This window comes from Campylobacter concisus (genome assembly GCF_002914005.1).
GTDB classification, from domain to species: Bacteria; Campylobacterota; Campylobacteria; order Campylobacterales; family Campylobacteraceae; genus Campylobacter_A; species Campylobacter_A concisus_N.
Genome location: NZ_POZU01000085.1, coordinates 1 through 19,792 on the forward strand (window position 1 = coordinate 1; position 19,792 = coordinate 19,792).

Sequence of the window (19,792 nt, forward strand, 5' to 3'; positions counted from 1 at the left end):
CGAATATGTTACAAATACTGATAAAGATATCTCAATAGGATCAAAATGGCTACCAATAATAATAGTTTTACCTTTGCTATTACAAGAAGATTTAACATCTTTTAGTGCACTCATCTCACTTTTTGTTTTAGTTGTAAATGCTATTGTTAATTACTATGTTAAAAGCTCTATTGCAAGTAGAAAAATATTAGATTATGAGAGAAATCTTCATAGAGAGATGGAAAAGTCGATGCATGAGCGGACCAATGAACTTATGCTCGCAAATTTAAGGCTTCAAGATATGTCCGAGAAAGACTATCTAACAGATCTTGGTAATAGAAATTTTATAGTAAATGAGCTTGAGAGAATGTGTAAAAGCATTTCTGAAGATGAGGAAATCGCAGTTTATTATATAAATTTAAGCCGTTTTAAAAGTATAAATACATCTTATGGGCATGAAATAGGCGATAGAATTTTAAAACTAGTTGCAAAAAGGATACTTGAAGTTTGCAATAGACAAGAGGCCATAGCAAGGATTAGTGCGGATGAATTTATCGTACTAGCAAAAATGGAGATAAATAGTCATACAAAACGCTTAAATCTTGGTATTGCCTTAAAAGATGCTATTGAAAAGCCAATTCAAATAGATAGATATCACTTTGGGCTTAAGTGTATAATAGGCATAGACGTAGCAACAAAAAATAGCACGGCAAATCCAAGAAATATTATAAAAAATGCAGATATGGCAATGTATTACGCCAAGAAAAATCCAGCTTTAAATCCTATGGTTTATAGCGATAAAATTAGCAATGAAATGCACCTAAGCTCAAGCATCGAGATCGCGCTAAAAAAAGCTAATTTGCAAGAAGACCTTCATGTATATTTTCAACCAATATTTGATCTAAAAATCGAAAAAATGATCTGCGCAGAGGTTTTTTTATATTGGAAATCAGAAAAATTTGGCTTGATGGAAGCAAGTAAATTTATGAAAGAGGTCAATATAAATAGTGATATCTTAAACGATATTTGCTCGCTTTTAGTTTCAAAGACTATAGAGTATGTAGATAGATGGCAAAAAGAAAAACTCTTGATACCAAAAATAAGTATAAATGTTGCGCAGATTCAAAGTAAATCAGAAAAATTTGTTTTAGATTTTGTTTCTAGCTTACGCTCGCACCATATAAATCTAGAGCTTTTTGAAATAGAATTTGGCGAAGAAATATGGACAAATAATTCTAAAACGCTTGATAAAATTTTTTCTATTCTTAAAGAAAATAATATAGATGTTTGTATAGATAATTTTGGCTCTGGATATACTTCATTTATTTATATTAGAAAGTACGGTGTTAAGCGTATAAAAATAGCAAGTGAATTTGTTGCTCAAGCATCAAATAGCAAAATAGATGCACAAATCGTATCTGCAATTATTGATTTAGCAAAGGCAATGAAGATAAAAGTTGGTGCAAAAGGCATAGAAAAAGAAGAAGACATTCGTTTCTTAAAAGAGCTTGATTGTAATGAAGTGCAAGGACTTTTCTTATCTCGTCCTATGAGTGCAAAAGAATTTGAAGACCTTGTAAGACAAGATCCTCAAATGATAGCTAAGGTTTAAATTTCAGCCTTTATCTCTTCGTTTGATTTTACGACCATGCCTGAGCCATGGATTACGCTTGGAACACAACTGGTGCAGATATCAACTTCTTCACCATTTTTATGAGCGTGGATAAAAACCGCATTTGTATCATCATTGCTTTTTAGTCCGCAAACATTGCAAACCACTAGATCTTTTTCTCTCATTTTTTCTCCTTTGAAATTTTTGCTTATTTTAGCTCCTAAATTTTATACATAAAATGATTTAAGTCAAGCTTGCCTCGTGGCATTTAATAATTTTTTGTTATAATCCTTTAAAATTTTAAAAGGCCTAAAATGAATGAAAGAACGATTATTTTAGAGATGTTAAAGATGCAGCAAAGCCTAAATGATGAGACAAATGGGCTTGGGTGGGAAAATGGTTATACTAATAAAAATAAATTAATCAGCTGGAAGCGCTGCATATATATGGAGTGCGCTGAACTGATTGATAGCTTTGCATGGAAACACTGGAAGAGCATCGATGCAAAGACTGATGAACAAAATTTACGCATAGAAGTTGTCGATATTTGGCACTTTATTATGAGTCTAGCTTTGCAAATTTATAAATCAAAACAGCTTGGGGATATAGAAACTTTAGCTGATGATATTTGCCAATCAAGTGGTTTTAGTGAGTTTTGCAAAGAGCCACTAAAGATCGAAGATGAGAGTATTTATGAGATAATGAATGACGTTGAAATGCTTATACATGAGTGTAGCGGGTTTGACTACGATATATTTGATATTTTAAAAATTTACTTCTCTATGTCTTTAAAATGTGGCGTAAATTTATACTCACTTTATGAGTGCTACATCGCTAAAAACGTGCTAAATCGCTTCCGCCAAAATAATGGCTATAAAGAAGGCAGCTATAAGAAAAATTGGAACGGACGCGAAGATAATGAAGTGATGAGTGAAATTTTGTCAAATGGTGTTAGCAAGATCGATGAAATTTACGCAGCACTTGAGCATGAATATAAAAAGGTGAAATGATAAACCTTCTTCGCCTTGGCTTTAAAGATTTTTTTACAGCCAAATTTATAGCGCTATCCATCTTGCCACTTTGCCTTAGCATTTTTAGTCTTGCATGGCTTACGATCTGGGGTGGCGGTGAGATATTTGATCTTTTAAGTGATAGTGCTAAAAACGAAAATTTTGCCTTTTTAGAGCCAAACTCGACGCTCTCTTTTATAGCTATTAAAATTTTAAGCTTTAGTGCCACAAAATGGATCATAAGCATACTTTTTTACGTTTTAAGCACCTTTTTAACGATAATTATCAGCATAATAATCGCCCTAATTGTAGCCGGCTTTTTAACTCCAGTTGTGGCCAAAGAGATAAACAAAAGGCACTACAACTACGTGCTTAAAAGCGAGGCTAGTACGGCTAGAGTGCTAAAGGTGATGATGGTTGAGATCATGAAATTTCTTGGAATCTTGCTCGTTTGCTTACCGCTCTTGTTTGTGCCGGTTTTAAATTTCTTCATCATAAACGTGCCATTTTTTTACATCTACTATAAACTTTTACTAATAGACGTTGGCTCAAATACACTTGATAGCGAGAAATTTGAGCTAGCTCTTCTTGAGGGTGGTGGGATAAAATTTGTAGCTTTTACATTTTTGTTTTATCTAATATCGCTTGTGCCGCTTGTTGGGCTATTTTTTCAGCTTTATTTTGTGATAGTCTTGTCGCACCTCTTTTATCAAAGAGAAGCACTGATAAAAATTTAGAGCCAAAAGGCCCTAATTTACGCGTAGTAAGATAGTTTATTGCTCTCATCAAGCAAAGTATCAAATAGCCTTTTTGTCGCACTTAGTAGATTTTTGTTCGCATTATTTTGAGCTAGAAGCTCGTCAAACATTTTTAGCATATTGTCATTTATGAAATTCTTGTGATTTAGATCTTTTGGCTCAGGCAGCATTTGTTTGATCTTGTTAGAAAGCTCACTTATGCTTTGGCTGCTGCCAGCGATCTTGTCGCCCTCTTTGACATTTTTCATAAATTCATCAACTTGTGGACGAATTTGCTTCATCGCCTCTTCGATCTCTTTCATATCTTGCTCGTCTATGCCGTTTCCTTTATATAAAAACTCATAGCCGTATTCGTGGGTTAGAGTTAGACTTCTTTGGCTAGAAGTGCCATTTTTCTGGCTTGAAAACTCCAAACTTTTGTTATCATACATCGAAAAGCTTATCTCATCGCCTGAGCTAGTTTTCATCGAAAAGCTCATGTTGTTGTAGCTTCCTTGAGAGTAAAAATTTGTTTGCATTTTTAAATCCTTTTGGAGCTAAATCGGCAAATTTTTAAATTCATAAAGCAAAATTTTGTAAAATATGCCAAAAAGGACGGCGATGTGTTGTTTTGGGACTAGGGTTTTTTTACTGATGCTTATCACTGTTTTAAGCTTCGTTTTTGCTAAGCTTTGGCCTGTTTTGCCAGTCGTTGGCTACTACTTGATACTTGCAAATTTACTCTCAATTTTAATGTTTTCACTATTTTTTAAAGGGCTTTTGCCAAGCTTCGTAAAGGTAAATGCGATCCACTATTTTTCGCTAATTGGTGGCTTTTTAGGAGCATTTTTAATGATGCTTGTTTTTAAAAAAGTTGCAAAAGATAAATTTACTATAATAGAGTTCATTATTTTTACGCTTTGGGTGCTGATAATCGCCGTAGTCATCTTTAAATTTCAAGCCATTCTTGACATTTTTAGGGGAATTTAGATGGATGAGAGGATAGTAAAATTTTTAAAAAAGATGCATCTTGCAAGTGTCTGCGCTATTGATGATGAGGGTCAGCCTTACGCTTTTAGCGCATTTTACGCCTTTGATGAGCTAAATTTTTGCCTTTTGCTGGCTAGCTCTGATGAGAGCTCACATATCAAATTTTTAAAAAACTCAAAGCTCGTTGCTGGCACCATCGCTCTTGATACGAAGATTGTTGGCAAGATAGAGGGTGTGCAGTTTCAAGGGGTGATGAGAGAGGCTAGCGCAAGTGAGCGAGAAATTTACTTTAAAAGATTTTTTTACGCAAAGGCAATGGATCCAAAAATTTGGTGTATAAATCTTGAAAAACTAAAATTTACAAGCAATGTTCTTGGTTTTGGCAAGAAAGTAAAATGGGAAAAAGGTGGCAAAATTTAGACGTTAAGCTTATATAAGCTACAATCATTAAAAAATTAGAAAAAATAAGGAGAATTTATGAAATTTAGCGGAAAAAACGTGCTAATAACAGGTGCAAGCAGAGGTATCGGTGCACAGATCGCAAAGACGCTTGCAAATATGGGCTTAAAAGTGTGGATAAACTACCGCTCAAAGCCTGAGATAGCAGACGCTTTGCAGGCTGAGATCGAGCAAAATGGCGGCAAGGCTGCTGTAATAAAATTTGACGCAACAGACGAAGATGAGTTTATAAAAGGTATAAATTTGATAGTCGATAGCGACGGTGAGCTAAGCTACCTCGTAAATAACGCTGGCATCACAAATGACAAACTAGCTCTTCGCATGAAAACTAGTGAATTTACAGATGTGATAAATGCAAATTTAACTTCAGCTTTCATCGGATGTAGAGAGGCTTTAAAAGTAATGAGCAAAAAACGCTTTGGAGCGGTCGTAAACGTCGCTTCTATCGTTGGTGAGATGGGAAATGCTGGTCAGGTAAACTATTCAGCAAGCAAAGGCGGACTGATTGCTATGAGTAAGAGTTTTGCAAAAGAGGGCGCAAGTAGGAATATCCGCTTTAACAGCGTAACTCCAGGCTTTATCGAGACTGATATGACACATGGGCTAAGTGATGAGGTGAAGAAAACTTATAGCGATAACATTCCGCTAAAACGTTTTGGCAGTGCTAGTGAAGTAGCTGAGGCTGTTGCATTTTTACTAAGCGATCACGCAAGCTACGTAACTGGAGAGACGCTAAAAATAAATGGCGGACTTTATATGTAGGTAAATTTCAGACAAGTTTTGAAATTTAAAATAAATAAAAGCGTAAATATTATAAGATAACAGACATTTTTTATAAGGAGACCTTAAAATGGCAGTATTTGAAGACGTAAGAGACGTAGTTGTAGAGCAACTAAGCGTAGATCCACAAGCAGTAAAATTAGAGTCTAAAATCATCGAAGATTTAGGTGCTGATTCACTTGACGTTGTAGAGCTAGTTATGGCTTTAGAAGAAAAATTTGAAGTAGAAATTCCTGATAGTGAAGCAGAGAAATTAATAAGCATTCAAGACGTTGTAAATTATATAGAAAAACTAGGTAAATAATTAAAATTTACACAGTTTGATTTAAGGAGATGTATTGAAACGAGTCGTTGTAACTGGTATAGGCATGATAAACGCACTTGGCCTTGACAAAGAGAGTTCTTTTAAGGCTATTTGCGAGGGTAAAACAGGTGTGAAAGAGATCACAAGCTTTGATGTAAGTGACTTTCCTGTTAAAATTGCTGCCGAGATAACTGATTTTGATCCGAATAGCATTTTAGACGGCAAAGAGGTGAAAAAAGTAGATCGTTTCATACAGCTTGGCATAAAAGCATCTAATGAAGCTATGGCTGATGCGAATTTTAAAGAGTTTGATGCTCATAAATTTGGCGTTAGCTCGGCAGCTGGCATAGGTGGTTTGCCAAATATTGAAAAAAATTCAATTACATACTTTGAAAAAGGTGTAAAGAGAATCTCACCATTTTTTATTCCATCGGCACTTGTAAATATGTTAGGTGGCATAGTTTCTATAAATCACGGACTTAAGGGTCCAAATTTGTCTAGCGTAACAGCATGTGCAGCAAGTACTCATGCAATATCTCAAGCAGCAAAATGCATTATGATTGGCCAAGCTACAAATATGCTAGTTATTGGAGCTGAGTCTACGATTTGTGGTGTTGGAATAGGCGGTTTTGCTGCCATGAAAGCACTATCAACTAGAAATGATGAGCCAAGCAAGGCTTCAAGGCCATTTGACGCAAATCGTGATGGTTTTGTAATGGGCGAAGGTGCTGGCGCATTAGTACTTGAAGAGTATGAGTCAGCTGTTGCAAGAGGAGCTAAAATTTATGCTGAAGTGGTTGGATTTGGTGAGAGTGGAGATGCACACCATATCACATCACCAACACTTGAAGGCCCATTAAGTGCGATGAAACAAGCACTTGATATGGCAAAAGGTGTAAAGATAGATTATGTAAATGCGCACGGTACTTCAACACCTGTAAATGATAAGAATGAGACTGCGGCACTAAAAGCAGTTTTTGGTGATAAGTGCCCACCAGTTAGCTCAACAAAAGGTCAAACCGGACACTGTCTAGGTGGTGCTGGTGCGATCGAGGCTGTTATATCTATAATGGCAATGAGAGATGGTATTATCCCTCCAACAATAAACTACGAAACTCCTGATCCAGAGTGCGATCTAGACTACGTTCCAAATAAAGCTAGAAAAGCTGATATAAAAGCTGTTATGAGCAACTCATTTGGCTTTGGTGGCACAAATGGCGTCGTGATATTTAAAAAGTTGGATTAAGATGTCAAATTATTTAGATTTTGAAAAAAGCATAAAGCAAATTGATGAAGATATAGCAAATGCTAAGATCAGAGGCGATGAACATGCTGTTGAAATTTTAAATAAGAATTTATCTAAAGAGATATCAAAAATATATAAAAATTTAAACGAATATCAACGTTTGCAACTTGCTCGTCATCCAGATAGACCATATTCTATTGATTATATTAATGCGTTTTTGATTGATGGATATGAGATTCATGGAGATAGAGCATTTAGAGATGATCCAGCGATAGTCTGCTACATCGGCTATATCGGAGGCAAAAAGACTGTCGTTATAGGCGAGCAAAAAGGCCGTGGCACTAAAAACAAATTAAGAAGAAATTTTGGTATGCCTCATCCTGAGGGTTATCGCAAGGCTCTTAGAGTTGCAAAAATGGCTGAGAAATTTAATCTACCTATCTTGTTTTTGATAGACACTCCAGGCGCATATCCAGGTGTTGGAGCTGAAGAGCGAGGACAAAGCGAAGCTATAGCTAGAAATTTATTTGAGTTTGCAAATTTAAAAACTCCAATAATTGCTGTTGTTATCGGCGAAGGTGGAAGTGGTGGCGCATTAGCTATTGGTGTGGCTGATAGACTTGCTATGATGAAAAATTCTGTGTTTTCAGTTATTTCACCAGAAGGCTGTGCAGCGATACTTTGGAATGATCCAGCTAAACAGGAACAAGCTACAAAATCTATGAAAATAACAGCTGATGATTTAAAAAGTCTATCACTGATTGATGCTGTTATAGATGAGCCGATAAATGGAGCCCATAGAGATAAAGATGGTGCTGCAAAAACACTTGCAAATTATTTTATCTCAGAGCTAGCTGAGCTTGAAAAGCTTGATATAAATGATCTTGTAGCAAAAAGAATAGAAAAAATTCTCTCTATCGGAGCATTTGAAGAATAAATTTATAGTCACAACAATTTTATAAGAATACTTATCAAATTTGTTTGTGGCATCATTTACTAAAATACTAAAACAATTTAAAAATCAATATAAATTTAATCGCTTTAATAGCCATAATTTTTATACTAGCTTTTATATCTTTAAGATTTAAACACTAAAATTGTTAACATCAAATCCACATAAAGAATATTAATGAATAAATTCCAAGAAAAATATATCACTCTTTCAAAAGAATATTATAAAAATAATGGCAATGCTTCTAGCATTGAGGCACTCTATCAGTTTAAAGAAGAGTTGGAAAATTGTGATGACATTTGCGCAAAGTATGTTTTAGTCGATGTTTATCAGCTTTTATCTATGAGAAAGAGTGCTTACGACTTACTTTTAAAAATACATGACAAAAGTGATAAAAAGCAGCTAAAGGCACTTGGCTATCTAGTGCAATTCATTGACGAAAATGATAAATGGGCGTTGCCTCGCCCAAAAAGTAGAGGTCAAATTTTGGCTCAAAAAGATAAAGCTATCACGTTACCAAAATTTATCTACCATCCCAATCCTTTAAAAACTGGCGCATTTAAAGATGATATGAACATAGTGTGTGAGTGTTGTGGCAAAGATACTGAAGTTTATTATAACGGTAGCATTTATTGCGAGCAGGATATTTCGTATCTTTGTCCTACTTGTATTTCTAGTGGTAAGGCTGCTAAGAAATTTGACGCAACATTTGTGCAAGATGCTGACAAACTAACTACAAGTGATGCTAAAAGGGATGACGAACTTTTTAGAAGAACCCCGGGCTACGAGAGCTGGCAGGGCGAGCATTGGATAGTTTGTTGTGATGATTATTGCGAATTTTTAGGTGACATTGGTACAAGAGAGCTTGAAGAAATGGGTATAGCAGACGAGGTCTTTGAGGACTACACAAAAAGAGCCGAATACGACGATAAAATGCTACGCGAACATCTTGTTAAAGCTGGCGATATTGCTGGATATTTGTTTCGTTGTTTGCATTGTAAGAAGTATCATATATACGTTGATGCTTGTTAAAGAGGAAAATATGGATATTGTAAAAATTTCTAAAGGTTGTAAAGAACGTGGGCTGGATGAACTTTTTAAACTCTTATCGCCACTAGCAAGAAATGCCATAAGGATAGATGTGCAAGCTAAAAATGACGATGATATCGCCATTGGAGCGTCTAAATTTGGCGGCTCGCCAGATCTGCCAGATGGTTTATCGTGGCCTTCAAATGAAAATGGCGCTTTAAGTTTTGTGGCACAGATAAATTTTGCTGAAGCTAGCAAATTTGACATTGACTCACTACTGCCAAAAAGCGGAATGCTCTATCTCTTTTATGATAGAAATTTGCGTGTTTGGGGCTATGATCCTGCCGATAAAAACGGCTTTGCAGTGATCTTTTCTGATGTAAATCATGGGCCACTTTCTCGTAGGAGAGCGGAGAGCTTAGAGGGAGAAAATTCTACATTTAACGCACGCTTGCTTAGCTTTGAAAATGAGATAAATTTGCCAAATTTACAAAGCTCGATTGTGCCATTTAGTAAAATTAGTGAAGCTGAGTGGGAGGCCTATCATGAGGTTATTGAACCAAGCTGGCAGGCTAAAGAAAATAAGCTCCTTGGACACTCTGATAATGTTCAAGATGGTATGGAGCTAGAGTGTGAGCTGGTTGCAAATGGACTTAGTTGTGGTGATGGTAGCACTTATCACCACCCAAGAATAGCGGAATTTGAGAAAAATGTTGCCCAGTGGCAACTACTTTTACAGATAGATAGTGATGATGAGGGCGATATGGACTGGGACGGAGAGGGCAGAATTTATTTGTGGATAAAGAGGGATGATCTGGTAGCACGCGATTTTAGCAAGGCATGGCTAGTTTTGCAGACGAGCTAAGGCTGCCAAATTTATAAAAGATAAAAATTAAAATTTATAGAGAAATTTTATACTAGGGTTACACAATAAATTTTTATTAGCATTCTTGGTGCGATTGTCAAAATTCCACCGCCATTTCTACTACTATCTACTTAAATATATAAAATAATCAAAGATGGTAATGCCCAAATTTAGGCAAAATTTAGTAAAATCCTTAAAAATTTTAAAGGCAAAATATGTTTAATGGCTTGATCCGTGAGATCGCACAGGTTGTTAGTTATTCACAAAATATTTTAAGGCTAAAGGCAAATTTTCGTCCAAATTTGGGCGATAGCATTGCTGTAAATGGTGCTTGCTTGAGTGTGATAAAACTGCATGAAGATGGCTTTAGCGTGGAGTTAAGTGCAGAGAGTATGGCAAATATCGCGGTTGAAAATTTAAAAGAAAGAGTGCATATTGAGCCAGCGATGAAGCTAGGAGACAGAGTAGATGGGCATTTGATGCAAGGACATATCGATTTTATTGGTAAAATTTCAAATATCAGAAAGAATGAGAATGGGGTTGATTTTTACATCGACTTGCCGCGCGATGCTATGAGCTTGATGTCAAATAAAGGTTCGGTGGGTGTTGAGGGCGTGAGTCTAACCATAAATGAAATTTTGCCAAATGGTATAAGGCTTACGATCATACCAATCACTTTTAGAGATAGTCTTTTTGGCACTTTTAAGGTCGGCAGGCGCGTAAATATCGAAAGCGATCTTTTGGCTCGATACGTGGCTAGGCAGCTTTTTTGCAAGCAAGATAGTGGCCTTAGCTGGGACGATGTTGAGCGAATTTCTAGCCTTTATTAGGTGGATAAAATGCGTGAAAATTTAGAGATCGTCTTTGATAAAAATGGCGTATTAGCTGGCTTTACAAATAGATTTGGCGGTGTGAGTGAGGGTGCTTATGAGAGCTTAAATTTAGCAGATCATGTTGGCGATGATACGCTAAAGGTCGCACAAAATCGTGAAATTTTAGCAACGGCTCTTGGCATTATGCCTGTTAATTTAAAATTTATGAACCAAATCCACTCAAATAAAGTGGAAATTTTGCAAGATTTTAACGATACCCTATCTCCGTGTGATGGTGTGATAACATCATTAAAAGACGTAGCACTTTGCGTCTTAGTCGCTGACTGTGCGCCTGTTTTGATAATAGATGAACATCTTGGCGTAGTCGCAGCTGTGCATGCGGGACGCGCAGGTGTTACTAGTAAAATTTGCACAAATGCGGTAGGACTGATGACGAGTGAGTTTGGTTGTCGCGCTAGTAATTTACGCGTATTTATAGGCGCAAATATCAAAGTGCAAAACTACGAAGTAGGCAAGCTAGATCTTGGTGAATTTAACCGATATAAAAAAGATGGAAAATTTGATATAAACGCAGCTTTATTAGACGAATTTGCTAAGCTTGGAGTAAAGCAAATATCGCTAGATCCTCGTTGTACTTTTGAGAGAGATGAATTATTCTCATACCGCAAACAAAGTAGGACTGGGCGTTTTTGCGGATTTGTGATGAATAGAGCCACATCGATAAATACTAAAAAATAAAAGCAAATTTTTAGCTTTATTAAAATTTGCCCGCTAAATTGTATTGAATGTTTTGATATTTAATTTGATCTAAAAAATGGCTAAATATAATAATTTTTAGCTACAATTTGACATCGAATCTCAAAAATAACAATAAGAAAAATCATGAAAATAGGTAAAATTTTGACCGCTGTTATGTTAACAGGAGCCTTTTATATGGTGCAAGCACACATGTTTTGGGTAGATGGAGCTAATAATGAAAAGCTAGGAAAATTTATCGCAAACATGGGTTATAGCGACGATTTTCCAAAGCTAGAGCCTATTATGGCCGAACGCGTCCATCTTTTTGCGTCAATTACTGTAATAAGTAAAGATGGTAGCAAAAAGAAGCTTACACAAAGTGGCGAGAACTACCGCTATGAGGGCGAAATATTAGACAAAGGCACATATATCTTACTAGCACAGCAAAATCCTATGTATTCGCTTAAAAAACGTAGTGATGGCAAGTGGCTAATAGACAAAACAAAGCTTGATCTAAAGGATCTAAGCGATATACAGATTTGCCGGCTGATGACGATAACATCTAAAAGAGTCTTAAATTTAGGTGAAATAGATGGCTTCGTAACTAAACCTGTTGGAGTTAAAATCGAGATCGTACCGCTACAAAACCCAGCAGAATTTAGAGTAGATAAGCCTTTTAAATTGCAGGTTTTTGCTGATGGAAAGCCGCTAAAGCGAGCTAAACTAACTGGTACTTTTGCTGGATTTTTAGACCATAAGCACGCATTTTATGGTGTGACTGATGAGCAAGGCATCACTGAAGTATTAGCTCTAAGACCAGGATTTTGGGTATTTGAAGTTATTTATGAAAGACCTTATCCAGATGCTGCGAAGTGTGATAAAGAGACGTTAAAAACGACGCTTAGCTTTGAGATAAAAGAATAAAAGTTTGATATAAATTTGAGTTCGAATTTATTATAAATTTTTTATAATCGCTTTGTAATTTTGAAAGTAGAGAAAGAATGCCTTACGAAAACTTTAAATCAAAAAATCCTCTTGTGCTAAAAATTACTACAAACGCAAGAAAATTTGGCGTAGAAACACTACAAAACGAGGAGTTTGTAAGCATTCTTTTAAATGTTAAGAAGCTTGAAATTTCATCCGAACAAAGGCAAGCAATGGCAGAAATTTTTGCTAAGTTAATAAAAATCGAAGAAGACTCACAATTAAGTAAATAAACTTTAGTTTAAATTCATATTATTTTAAGTATAATCCCCCTTTATTTCACACACGACAATCCTAAATTTGGTTGTGCGAAAGCATTAATGGTCGTGGAGGATAAAACTAAATTCAAGGCAAAATGCCTAAAACAAGGAGAAACTCATGGTAACTATGAGAGATTTATTAGAGTGTGGCGTACATTTTGGTCACCAAACACGCCGCTGGAATCCAAAGATGAAAAAATTTATCTTTGGCGAGAGAAAAGGTATCTATATTATAGATCTACAAAAGACTATCCGCTACTTCCGCTACACTTACAACATCGTTCGTGACGCAGCTGCTGAAGGCAAGTCAGTGCTATTTGTTGGTACTAAAAAACAAGCTATCGACGCTATAAAAGAGTACGCTGAAAAATGTGGAATGCCTTATGTAAATCACCGCTGGCTAGGTGGTATGATGACAAATTTTGGTACTATCCGCCAGTCTATCCGCAAACTAGAAGTTATCGAGGCTATGGAAGAAGATGGTTCGATAAATTTACTAACTAAAAAAGAGGCTTTGATGCTTCGCCGCAAAAAAGAGAAGCTTATCGCAACTCTTGGTGGTATCCGCAATATGAAAAGCCTACCTGATATGATATTTGTTGTTGATACTGTTAAAGAAAAGATCGCTGTTCAAGAAGCAAATCGTTTAAAAATTCCAGTTGTAGCACCTATTGATACAAACTGTGATCCTGACGTTGTCGACTATCCGATCCCAGGAAATGACGATGCTATCCGCTCTGTTCAGCTTTTCTGCCAAGAGATGGCTGAAGCGATCAATGAAGGAAAATCACTTCTTGAGCAAGATGGTGGCGAGCAAGCTGCTGGCGAAGAAGTAAGCCAAGATGAGAAAGATGCAGTTGTAGCTGAGGCTATGAGTGAAGAAGACTTTGGCGAGGACGAAGAGTAATGGAAATAACTGCACAAATGGTAAAAGAGCTCCGCGAATCAACCGGAGCTGGTATGATGGACTGCAAAAAGGCACTTGGCGAAGCAAATGGCGACATGGAAAAAGCTGTTGACATCCTTCGTGAAAAAGGCCTAGGCCAAGCTGCTAAAAAGGCTGACCGCCTTGCAAGCGAGGGCTTAGTAAGCGTTGAAGTTTGCTCAAAATGCAAAAAAGCAACTATTAGCGAGATCAACTCTGAAACTGACTTCGTTGCTAGAAACCCACAGTTTCAAGCACTTGCAAAAGATGCAACAGCTCACATCCAATCAAGTGGCATAAAAACAGTTGAGGAGCTAAATGCGAGCACTTTAAATGGTGTTAAATTTGAAGATTACTTCAAAACTCAGATCGCAACCATCGGTGAAAACCTTGTAGTTCGTCGCTTTGAGACTATTAGCGCTGATAATAAGGGTGTAGTAAATGGCTATGTTCACTCAAATGGTCGCGTTGGTGTACTTATCGGTGCAGCTTGCGAAAGTGCTGAAGTTGCAAACAAAGCAGCTGAATTTATAAGAAATTTATGTATGCATGCAGCTGCTATGAAGCCAAGCGTTATAAGCTACAAAGATCTTGATAAAGATTTTGTTGAGAAAGAATTTATCGCACTTCGCGCTGAGCTTGAAAAAGAAAATGAAGAGCTAAAACGCCTAGGCAAGCCACTTCATCACATCCCTGAGTATGCTAGCCGCTGCCAGATAGGCGAAGCTGAGCTTGCAAAAGCTACTAAAGCGATCGAAGAAGAGCTAAAAGCTGAGGGCAAACCTGAGAAAATTTGGGACAAGATCATCCCTGGCAAGATCGAGAGATTTTACGCTGATAACACAGTGCTTGATCAACGCCTTACACTTTTAGGTCAGTTTTATGTAATGGACGATAAAAAGACTATAGAGCAAGTTATCGAAGAGAAGAGCAAAGAGCTTGGCGGCAAGATCGAGATCGTAAAATACGTTCGTTTCGAACTTGGCGAAGGCTTAGAGAAAAAAGTAGATGACTTTGCTGCAGAAGTTGCTGCTCAAATAGGCTAATGGAAATTTTAAGAGCGTCTAATCTGGGCTTTGCGTATGATTATACGCTCTTTAATAATATAAATTTAACTCTCAATCAAAAACAAAGCATTGCGATAACCGGCGTTAGCGGTTGTGGAAAATCAACACTTTTACATATACTTTCAACGCTTTTGAAACCAAATTTTGGTGAGGTCATCTATCAAGATAAATCTATCTATGAGCTTTCTCAAAACGAGCTTTTGGCCATTAGAAGGCTTCATTTTGGCATTATTTTCCAGTCGCATTATCTTTTTAAAGGATTTAGTGCTTATGAAAATATTGAGCTTGCAAGCATCTTATCTGGCGAAAAAATAGAAGAAAAAGAGCTTGAGTTGCTTAAAATTTCAAATGTAATAAATCAAAAAGTTGGTGAGCTAAGCGGTGGTCAGCAGCAACGTGTTAGTATCGCTAGAGTGCTTACCAAAAAGCCAAAGATCATCTTTGCAGACGAGCCAACGGGCAACCTTGATAAGCAAACAGCAAATGAAGTGATGCAAGTTTTGTTTGACTATGTAAATGAAAATAAAGCTGCCCTTGTGCTAGTTACTCATGACAACGATCTAGCCGCAAAATGCGATAGCTCATACAAGCTTGTGAACAAAGAGCTTGTGCAAATTTCTTAAATTTTAAAAACTAAAATTTACTATTTTATCTTTTAGTATATTTGTAAATTTAATCAATTTATAGTATAAATTTTTATTAAAAAGCTTTATGCAAGAAGTAGAAACAAGCAAACTTAAATCGCTTGTCTAATGAATAGAAAATTTAGACTTATCCAGTCATACCACCAGCTGTTTTTTTGAGCATCTTTATCAACTTTTTATTTTAAAAATTTCTCTTCCTCTTTTGTAGGTTTATATTCATCTTTGAAGAATTTTTCTTATCGTTGATCTTTTGCTCTAGTATATTCTTCTCATAAAATTTATATGTTGGCTTCAGTACTCAAGATAATTTCTAAAGCTAGCGCTATGTCCTGCTTCATAGTGGCAACTTACAAATTTTAGTTTTTTGTCACTGCCAAGAATTTTTTTATAGTGAGTATACATCTTTTGAGCTCGTGCTGATATTTTATTGCTACCTATCGTATTTGCATGGCAGCTAGTGTAACCATTTTTAAATACGAAATACTCGCAGTTTTTGAGATTCTTATGCCAATCAATCACATCATGATCACCAAAGAAATGTTCCCAGTCCTCTAAAATACCATTTTGCCTTCGTTAGAGTATATTTTGCGATCTTGTCATACGGTATGTGATGTTTTACCTTTACCACTATGAATATCATCATTGTAAGCAATTACCATAGGATCCATCTCATGGCAAACTACACAGAATTTATCTTCACTTGTTTCTTTAAGTGCATAATGAACTGGTAAAACAACTATAAATCCAAAATTTTACTTATAAAGATTGTAAGTGATAATAATTTCTTTGAAATTTTTATGGTCCTTATCCATTGTGAAATTTCATACTCGTGGCACTCATCACAGTATAAAGTTGGATCATTTGTGAACTGAGTTGTGAGGATTTGCTTTTAGAGTATCCATAAATTTTAGTCCATCAGCTAAGAGCTTTTTACTCTTATGACAGGATAAGAAGCCATTATCACCGATCTCTTTAAATTTGCTAGGATTATCGCCTTGATTTTGATGGTAATTAATTGCAATCAAAGCTTAAATGTTCGTGATGAGGCTTTAGATTATGCCTAGCTCTTAGCTAGTCAGAAACTACTATTTTTGTAATATTTAGATCGCTCTTTGGTATGTCAGTACCAATCTATTAAGATAAATTAATATAAAAAGTGTGCCAGTGACTACCAATGCATTATTCTAAAAGAATTTATAAGCGAATAGTCGGACTTTATAATTAGAGAAATTTTTATACTTTATGATAATAGAGAAGAACCTTAAATCTCTTCTTTGATTTTTTTATAAAGCTCTAAAATCTCATCTTTTTTAATGATAAAGCTATTTTTATTTGCTATTAGATAAGCTGAGCTTTGTATGATATCACCAGCAATCTTTAGCCCATTTTGTTTCATGGTTGAACCAGTCTCGACTACATCAACTATTGCGTCGCTTAAGCCAACTAATGGTGCAAGTTCGATCGAGCCATAAAGCTTGATGATCTTTACAGCTACAGCTTGTTTTGTAAAATAATTTCTTGTTATATTTGGCATTTTTGTGGCTATTTTTAGCTCTGGCTGGTTTAGATCTAGTTCAGAGTCGTTTTTTATGCCAATGCAAACTTTGCACTGTCCGATTTTTAAATCCAGTAGTCTTACAACGTTTGGCTTATGCTCTTCAAGTACGTCAAGCCCCACTACACCGATATCAGCTGCACCTTCAGTGACGTAAGTTGGGATATCTTGGTTGCGAACCATTAAAAATCTAAAATTTCCTTCTTCAAGGATTAGTTTTCTATCTTCAAATAAAAAACTTAAGCCAAAAATTTTTCTAAAAATTTCTAGTGTTGCCTCGGCTATTCTTCCCTTTGGTAGTGCTACTGTTATCATATTATCATATCTTTCTTTTCAGTTATTAGCTTTTGCATGGCACGAAAAACTAGCATCTTGTCGCAAATAGCGTTTTTAAAAAATTTTGACAAAAAGTCGCCATCTCCACCAGTAAAATAGACCTTTTTGTCGCCAGCTAGTTTATCTAGTAGAGTTATTATTGGTTTAATAATGCCATAACTCACGGCATCGGCTGTTTTTTGTGGTAGGGCATCTATGTCAATTTGCGAATTTATAGTGATATCAAGTCGTGGCGAGATACTTTTGTAGGCATTTAGCATACTTGAAATGCCTGGTAAGATATATCCTCCAAGATGGATAGAGTTTGCCATAATGTCAACTGTTATCGCGCTTCCAGCATCAACGATTACGCCATTATTTATAGAGTAACATGCAGCTATTCTATCTACGCCTAGACCCTGATATATCGTATCAATAGTAAAAAATGGTTCTAAATTTACAAACATTTTATCATCTTTTAAAAGATTTAAAATTTCATCATTTACGGATATAAAATATACTTTTTTTTCTGGCTTATAGCTTTTAAACTCAGAAATTTTCATACGTGAGATTTTGCCATCTTCTAAAAATGTAGCGTTAGTATTGCCTATATTACACAAAATCATAACATCGCCAATTATTATCTTGTAGTTCTTTTAAGGCTTTAGAACAAATGCCAGAGCTATAAAATATAGTTTTTTTTCTTAGGTTTGTTTGGAATTTCATTTCTATTTTTTTAGAAATTTCTTCAAGCTCCAAAGCCTCTTTACGTAGCAATCTACTTTTTGCTGTTCTTAAAAAGACAAGATTATAAAAGCTCTTATTGTCCACTCCCCAAAAGATATCAAGCGTCTTTTTTGTACTAAATTCACTTGTATTAAGTGCTTTGATATCTTTTAAAAGGATTTTTCTGGCTTCAAAAAGCTCCCAAATTTTTTGGTTCATTGCCCTAAATTAACAAGCTCATTATCATAATAAAAGGCACCATTGCCCATAAAGCTTTTATCTTTTATCTCATCGCTAAATTCATAAATTTCAGCTCCACTGAGGTCTAAATTTGTTTTTATAACGTAGCCTGTTTTTTCGATTACGTAGAGCTTGTTATTTATAATAGTAGCTGCTGAGAAGATGGCAAATTTGAAATTAACTTTATTTTGCTCTTTTAGCATAAGATTTGTTCTTACGATCGTACCATCTTTTTTGAAGATATAAATTTCATCGTTATTAACTAGTACATCTTTGATCTCACCGTCATAATAAACTGTCTGGTTTGGGTTAATGACGATTAGTTTTTTCGCTGTTGCCGCTATTAGGTTATCACCCTCAACGCCTAAGAATATGATGTTATTAAAGAAATTTTCAGAGCTTACGACCACGTCACGTAAAATTCTACCAGTCTCTTTTTGTACTATGTAAATTTTGCCATCTAATGCTGGATAAACGATAAGCGAGCTCATAAAAAATGGTGCTACGATCCTTGAATCAACTGCTGCTATATTAGACGAGCTATATTCCATTATTGTTGTTGCGGTATTTATGTCTATTAGATAGATGTGGTTTGCCACGCTGATAGCTGCTAATAGGTTTTGGTCAAGAGAAGCAGCAACGATTGCTGTTGGAAATTTATTGCTATAAACGCTACGTCCGCTAGGATCTGTCACATTTAGATCGCCATTTATACTAGCTGAGATGATAAAGCCGTTGTTTTCATTTAAGAAATTAAAATTTTCAGGCAACTTAATGTTTGTATTTAGGCCGTTTTTGGTGATAATATTGCCGTTATCAAGAGTGGCACCATTTGCATTTGCTGATTTGATATAAGATGGCATATCTTTTGACAAAGAAATTTTGCCAGAGGTTTGAGCTGGCTCGAAATATTGTCTTTTTGTGCCACATCCGCTTAAAACTAAAGCCAAGGCAAAAGCCAAGAAAAGAGTAATTTTTTTCATTATTTTATTCCCTGATAGTGTTTTAAATTTTTAACTAAAGTTTGAAGTTGAGAGTCGAGTGAAATTTTATCAAACTCATCATCTGCTTCTTTGATTTTGTTTTGTTTTAAAAGCTCAAAACCTTTTAAAAGTGTGCTATATTCGCTTAAAATTTGAGTGTTTGCATTACCATTTTGTGAAAGAATGATATCTTTTACTATAGGATTTACTTTTAAATTTGCAAGCTCGCTAATGCCATTTGTCTCATTTTTATCAAGCTTTTGCTGAAGTGAAAAAAGTGCATATAAATTTGGTTCTTTTTCTTTTAAAATGCTTAAGGCGTTTGCATCGTTCGGATTTAAAATGAGCTTTGAGTAAGCCAAATTCGCATCTTCAATTCTATTATCATTTATTATTTTGTTCGAATAAAATCCAATAATTGCAATTACGGCAACAATAATAGCAATTATCATAAATTTTTTATACTTTCTAAAGAAACGCTCACCTTTGATCATGCTTTCTAAAAACTGTTCTTGAGCACCAATCTCTTGTTTTATCTGTGTTAGATCTTCTTTTATAG

General features: G+C 35.5%; 26 protein-coding genes and 1 pseudogene. 18 read left to right on the top strand and 9 right to left on the bottom strand.

Going from position 1 to position 19,792, the window contains the following annotated elements; genetic code table 11:
- On the top strand, positions 1 to 1,591 hold a 1,591-nt coding region (locus CYP54_RS09375; protein ID WP_103605036.1), incomplete at its 5' end, for a bifunctional diguanylate cyclase/phosphodiesterase.
- Here CYP54_RS09375 and CYP54_RS09380 read toward each other — a convergent pair.
- Positions 1,588 to 1,776 (bottom strand): hypothetical protein, encoded by a 189-nt coding sequence (locus CYP54_RS09380; RefSeq protein WP_103605037.1) that lies wholly within the window; start codon positions 1,774 to 1,776, stop codon positions 1,588 to 1,590. The genes CYP54_RS09375 and CYP54_RS09380 overlap by 4 nt on opposite strands.
- Positions 1,777 to 1,905: 129 nt before the next feature.
- Between CYP54_RS09380 and dut the strand changes: the two genes are divergently transcribed.
- Positions 1,906 to 2,601 carry a dUTPase gene (gene dut / locus CYP54_RS09385; RefSeq protein ID WP_103605038.1) on the top strand — a complete coding sequence of 232 codons (696 nt, stop codon included), beginning with the start codon at positions 1,906 to 1,908 and terminating at the stop codon, positions 2,599 to 2,601.
- Positions 2,598 to 3,338 carry an EI24 domain-containing protein gene (locus tag CYP54_RS09390; RefSeq protein WP_103605039.1) on the top strand — a complete coding sequence of 247 codons (741 nt, stop codon included), beginning with the start codon at positions 2,598 to 2,600 and terminating at the stop codon, positions 3,336 to 3,338. Before dut ends, CYP54_RS09390 begins: the two co-directional genes overlap by 4 nt.
- A 17-nt stretch (positions 3,339 to 3,355) precedes the next feature.
- Here the strand turns inward: CYP54_RS09390 and CYP54_RS09395 are convergent, their stop codons facing one another.
- Positions 3,356 to 3,877: an ATP/GTP-binding protein gene (locus CYP54_RS09395; RefSeq protein WP_103605040.1), complete on the bottom strand. Its 522-nt coding sequence runs from the start codon at positions 3,875 to 3,877 to the stop codon at positions 3,356 to 3,358.
- Positions 3,878 to 3,959: 82 nt separating this feature from the next.
- Here CYP54_RS09395 and CYP54_RS09400 point away from each other — a divergent pair, with 82 nt between their 5' ends.
- The 15 genes from CYP54_RS09400 (at position 3,960) to CYP54_RS09470 (ending at position 15,393) form a co-directional block, all read left to right on the top strand.
- Complete coding sequence (locus tag CYP54_RS09400; RefSeq protein ID WP_258033731.1) at positions 3,960 to 4,328, top strand: L-arabinose ABC transporter; 369 nt, start codon at positions 3,960 to 3,962, stop codon at positions 4,326 to 4,328.
- Positions 4,329 to 4,748: a hypothetical protein gene (locus CYP54_RS09405; RefSeq protein WP_103605041.1), complete on the top strand. Its 420-nt coding sequence runs from the start codon at positions 4,329 to 4,331 to the stop codon at positions 4,746 to 4,748.
- A gap of 57 nt (positions 4,749 to 4,805) precedes the next feature.
- Entirely contained in the window at positions 4,806 to 5,549 is a 744-nt protein-coding gene (gene fabG, locus CYP54_RS09410; RefSeq protein WP_021083753.1) for a 3-oxoacyl-ACP reductase FabG, read from the top strand.
- A gap of 88 nt (positions 5,550 to 5,637) precedes the next feature.
- Positions 5,638 to 5,871, top strand: a complete 234-nt coding sequence (gene acpP / locus CYP54_RS09415) for an acyl carrier protein (protein ID WP_021091725.1) — start codon at positions 5,638 to 5,640, stop codon at positions 5,869 to 5,871.
- 34 nt (positions 5,872 to 5,905) lie between these two features.
- Positions 5,906 to 7,117 carry a beta-ketoacyl-ACP synthase II gene (locus tag CYP54_RS09420; protein WP_103605042.1) on the top strand — a complete coding sequence of 404 codons (1,212 nt, stop codon included), beginning with the start codon at positions 5,906 to 5,908 and terminating at the stop codon, positions 7,115 to 7,117.
- A gap of 1 nt (position 7,118) precedes the next feature.
- A complete protein-coding gene (accA, locus tag CYP54_RS09425) occupies positions 7,119 to 8,054 on the top strand; it encodes an acetyl-CoA carboxylase carboxyl transferase subunit alpha (RefSeq protein ID WP_103605043.1) in 936 nt (311 codons plus the stop codon).
- Positions 8,055 to 8,246: 192 nt separating this feature from the next.
- Positions 8,247 to 9,101 carry a CbrC family protein gene (locus CYP54_RS09430; RefSeq protein ID WP_103605044.1) on the top strand — a complete coding sequence of 285 codons (855 nt, stop codon included), beginning with the start codon at positions 8,247 to 8,249 and terminating at the stop codon, positions 9,099 to 9,101.
- Positions 9,102 to 9,111: 10 nt separating this feature from the next.
- Positions 9,112 to 9,963, top strand: a complete 852-nt coding sequence (locus CYP54_RS09435; protein ID WP_103605045.1) for a YwqG family protein — start codon at positions 9,112 to 9,114, stop codon at positions 9,961 to 9,963.
- A 215-nt stretch (positions 9,964 to 10,178) separates the two neighbouring features.
- Entirely contained in the window at positions 10,179 to 10,793 is a 615-nt protein-coding gene (locus CYP54_RS09440; RefSeq protein WP_103605046.1) for a riboflavin synthase, read from the top strand.
- Between the two features lie 9 nt (positions 10,794 to 10,802).
- Positions 10,803 to 11,534: a peptidoglycan editing factor PgeF gene (gene pgeF / locus CYP54_RS09445; RefSeq protein ID WP_103605047.1), complete on the top strand. Its 732-nt coding sequence runs from the start codon at positions 10,803 to 10,805 to the stop codon at positions 11,532 to 11,534.
- A gap of 144 nt (positions 11,535 to 11,678) precedes the next feature.
- Complete coding sequence (locus tag CYP54_RS09450; RefSeq protein WP_103605048.1) at positions 11,679 to 12,458, top strand: DUF4198 domain-containing protein; 780 nt, start codon at positions 11,679 to 11,681, stop codon at positions 12,456 to 12,458.
- Between the two features lie 77 nt (positions 12,459 to 12,535).
- Entirely contained in the window at positions 12,536 to 12,751 is a 216-nt protein-coding gene (locus CYP54_RS09455; protein WP_021091731.1) for an acetyltransferase, read from the top strand.
- Between the two features lie 145 nt (positions 12,752 to 12,896).
- A complete protein-coding gene (rpsB, locus tag CYP54_RS09460; RefSeq protein ID WP_085658056.1) occupies positions 12,897 to 13,685 on the top strand; it encodes a 30S ribosomal protein S2 in 789 nt (262 codons plus the stop codon).
- Positions 13,685 to 14,749, top strand: coding sequence for a translation elongation factor Ts (tsf, locus tag CYP54_RS09465; RefSeq protein WP_103605049.1), 1,065 nt, complete (start codon positions 13,685 to 13,687; stop codon positions 14,747 to 14,749). Before rpsB ends, tsf begins: the two co-directional genes overlap by 1 nt.
- The gene (locus CYP54_RS09470) at positions 14,749 to 15,393 is read left to right on the top strand and encodes an ABC transporter ATP-binding protein (protein WP_103605050.1); all 645 of its coding nucleotides are present in this window, start codon (positions 14,749 to 14,751) and stop codon (positions 15,391 to 15,393) included. Before tsf ends, CYP54_RS09470 begins: the two co-directional genes overlap by 1 nt.
- Positions 15,394 to 16,010: 617 nt before the next feature.
- Here CYP54_RS09470 and CYP54_RS10235 read toward each other — a convergent pair.
- The 7 genes and pseudogenes from CYP54_RS10235 to CYP54_RS09505 form a co-directional block, all read right to left on the bottom strand.
- Positions 16,011 to 16,154 carry a NapC/NirT family cytochrome c gene (locus CYP54_RS10235; RefSeq protein WP_223155253.1) on the bottom strand — a complete coding sequence of 48 codons (144 nt, stop codon included), beginning with the start codon at positions 16,152 to 16,154 and terminating at the stop codon, positions 16,011 to 16,013.
- Positions 16,151 to 16,545 (bottom strand): annotated as a pseudogene (locus CYP54_RS10355) (cytochrome c3 family protein). Before CYP54_RS10355 ends, CYP54_RS10235 begins: the two are co-directional and overlap by 4 nt.
- A 130-nt stretch (positions 16,546 to 16,675) precedes the next feature.
- Entirely contained in the window at positions 16,676 to 17,284 is a 609-nt protein-coding gene (gene hisG, locus CYP54_RS09485; RefSeq protein ID WP_103605051.1) for an ATP phosphoribosyltransferase, read from the bottom strand.
- Complete coding sequence (locus CYP54_RS09490; RefSeq protein WP_085658059.1) at positions 17,281 to 17,910, bottom strand: type III pantothenate kinase; 630 nt, start codon at positions 17,908 to 17,910, stop codon at positions 17,281 to 17,283. The genes hisG and CYP54_RS09490 overlap by 4 nt, the downstream gene beginning before the upstream one ends.
- Complete coding sequence (locus tag CYP54_RS09495; RefSeq protein ID WP_103605052.1) at positions 17,897 to 18,229, bottom strand: hypothetical protein; 333 nt, start codon at positions 18,227 to 18,229, stop codon at positions 17,897 to 17,899. The genes CYP54_RS09490 and CYP54_RS09495 overlap by 14 nt, the downstream gene beginning before the upstream one ends.
- Complete coding sequence (locus CYP54_RS09500; RefSeq protein ID WP_103605053.1) at positions 18,226 to 19,233, bottom strand: L-seryl-tRNA selenium transferase; 1,008 nt, start codon at positions 19,231 to 19,233, stop codon at positions 18,226 to 18,228. The genes CYP54_RS09495 and CYP54_RS09500 overlap by 4 nt, the downstream gene beginning before the upstream one ends.
- Entirely contained in the window at positions 19,233 to 19,790 is a 558-nt protein-coding gene (locus CYP54_RS09505; protein ID WP_258033734.1) for a hypothetical protein, read from the bottom strand. The genes CYP54_RS09500 and CYP54_RS09505 overlap by 1 nt, the downstream gene beginning before the upstream one ends.
- Positions 19,791 to 19,792: the final 2 nt, after the last annotated feature.

What these genes read in the sequence shown, in the direction of transcription:
- CYP54_RS09435 (WP_103605045.1), top strand. Translation starts at nt 9,112, where the DNA reads ATGGATATTGTAAAAATTTCTAAAGGTTGTAAAGAACGTGGGCTGGAT.
- accA (WP_103605043.1), top strand. Translation starts at nt 7,119, where the DNA reads ATGTCAAATTATTTAGATTTTGAAAAAAGCATAAAGCAAATTGATGAA.
- CYP54_RS09450 (WP_103605048.1), top strand. Translation starts at nt 11,679, where the DNA reads ATGAAAATAGGTAAAATTTTGACCGCTGTTATGTTAACAGGAGCCTTT.
- CYP54_RS09470 (WP_103605050.1), top strand. Translation starts at nt 14,749, where the DNA reads ATGGAAATTTTAAGAGCGTCTAATCTGGGCTTTGCGTATGATTATACG.
- CYP54_RS09380 (WP_103605037.1), bottom strand. Translation starts at nt 1,776, where the DNA reads ATGAGAGAAAAAGATCTAGTGGTTTGCAATGTTTGCGGACTAAAAAGC.
- CYP54_RS09490 (WP_085658059.1), bottom strand. Translation starts at nt 17,910, where the DNA reads ATGATTTTGTGTAATATAGGCAATACTAACGCTACATTTTTAGAAGAT.
- rpsB (WP_085658056.1), top strand. Translation starts at nt 12,897, where the DNA reads ATGGTAACTATGAGAGATTTATTAGAGTGTGGCGTACATTTTGGTCAC.
- CYP54_RS09400 (WP_258033731.1), top strand. Translation starts at nt 3,960, where the DNA reads ATGTGTTGTTTTGGGACTAGGGTTTTTTTACTGATGCTTATCACTGTT.
- fabG (WP_021083753.1), top strand. Translation starts at nt 4,806, where the DNA reads ATGAAATTTAGCGGAAAAAACGTGCTAATAACAGGTGCAAGCAGAGGT.
- CYP54_RS09440 (WP_103605046.1), top strand. Translation starts at nt 10,179, where the DNA reads ATGTTTAATGGCTTGATCCGTGAGATCGCACAGGTTGTTAGTTATTCA.
- CYP54_RS09500 (WP_103605053.1), bottom strand. Translation starts at nt 19,233, where the DNA reads ATGAAAAAAATTACTCTTTTCTTGGCTTTTGCCTTGGCTTTAGTTTTA.
- dut (WP_103605038.1), top strand. Translation starts at nt 1,906, where the DNA reads ATGAATGAAAGAACGATTATTTTAGAGATGTTAAAGATGCAGCAAAGC.
- CYP54_RS09455 (WP_021091731.1), top strand. Translation starts at nt 12,536, where the DNA reads ATGCCTTACGAAAACTTTAAATCAAAAAATCCTCTTGTGCTAAAAATT.
- tsf (WP_103605049.1), top strand. Translation starts at nt 13,685, where the DNA reads ATGGAAATAACTGCACAAATGGTAAAAGAGCTCCGCGAATCAACCGGA.
- CYP54_RS09430 (WP_103605044.1), top strand. Translation starts at nt 8,247, where the DNA reads ATGAATAAATTCCAAGAAAAATATATCACTCTTTCAAAAGAATATTAT.
- CYP54_RS09405 (WP_103605041.1), top strand. Translation starts at nt 4,329, where the DNA reads ATGGATGAGAGGATAGTAAAATTTTTAAAAAAGATGCATCTTGCAAGT.
- CYP54_RS09495 (WP_103605052.1), bottom strand. Translation starts at nt 18,229, where the DNA reads ATGAACCAAAAAATTTGGGAGCTTTTTGAAGCCAGAAAAATCCTTTTA.
- pgeF (WP_103605047.1), top strand. Translation starts at nt 10,803, where the DNA reads ATGCGTGAAAATTTAGAGATCGTCTTTGATAAAAATGGCGTATTAGCT.
- acpP (WP_021091725.1), top strand. Translation starts at nt 5,638, where the DNA reads ATGGCAGTATTTGAAGACGTAAGAGACGTAGTTGTAGAGCAACTAAGC.
- CYP54_RS09390 (WP_103605039.1), top strand. Translation starts at nt 2,598, where the DNA reads ATGATAAACCTTCTTCGCCTTGGCTTTAAAGATTTTTTTACAGCCAAA.
- CYP54_RS09395 (WP_103605040.1), bottom strand. Translation starts at nt 3,877, where the DNA reads ATGCAAACAAATTTTTACTCTCAAGGAAGCTACAACAACATGAGCTTT.
- hisG (WP_103605051.1), bottom strand. Translation starts at nt 17,284, where the DNA reads ATGATAACAGTAGCACTACCAAAGGGAAGAATAGCCGAGGCAACACTA.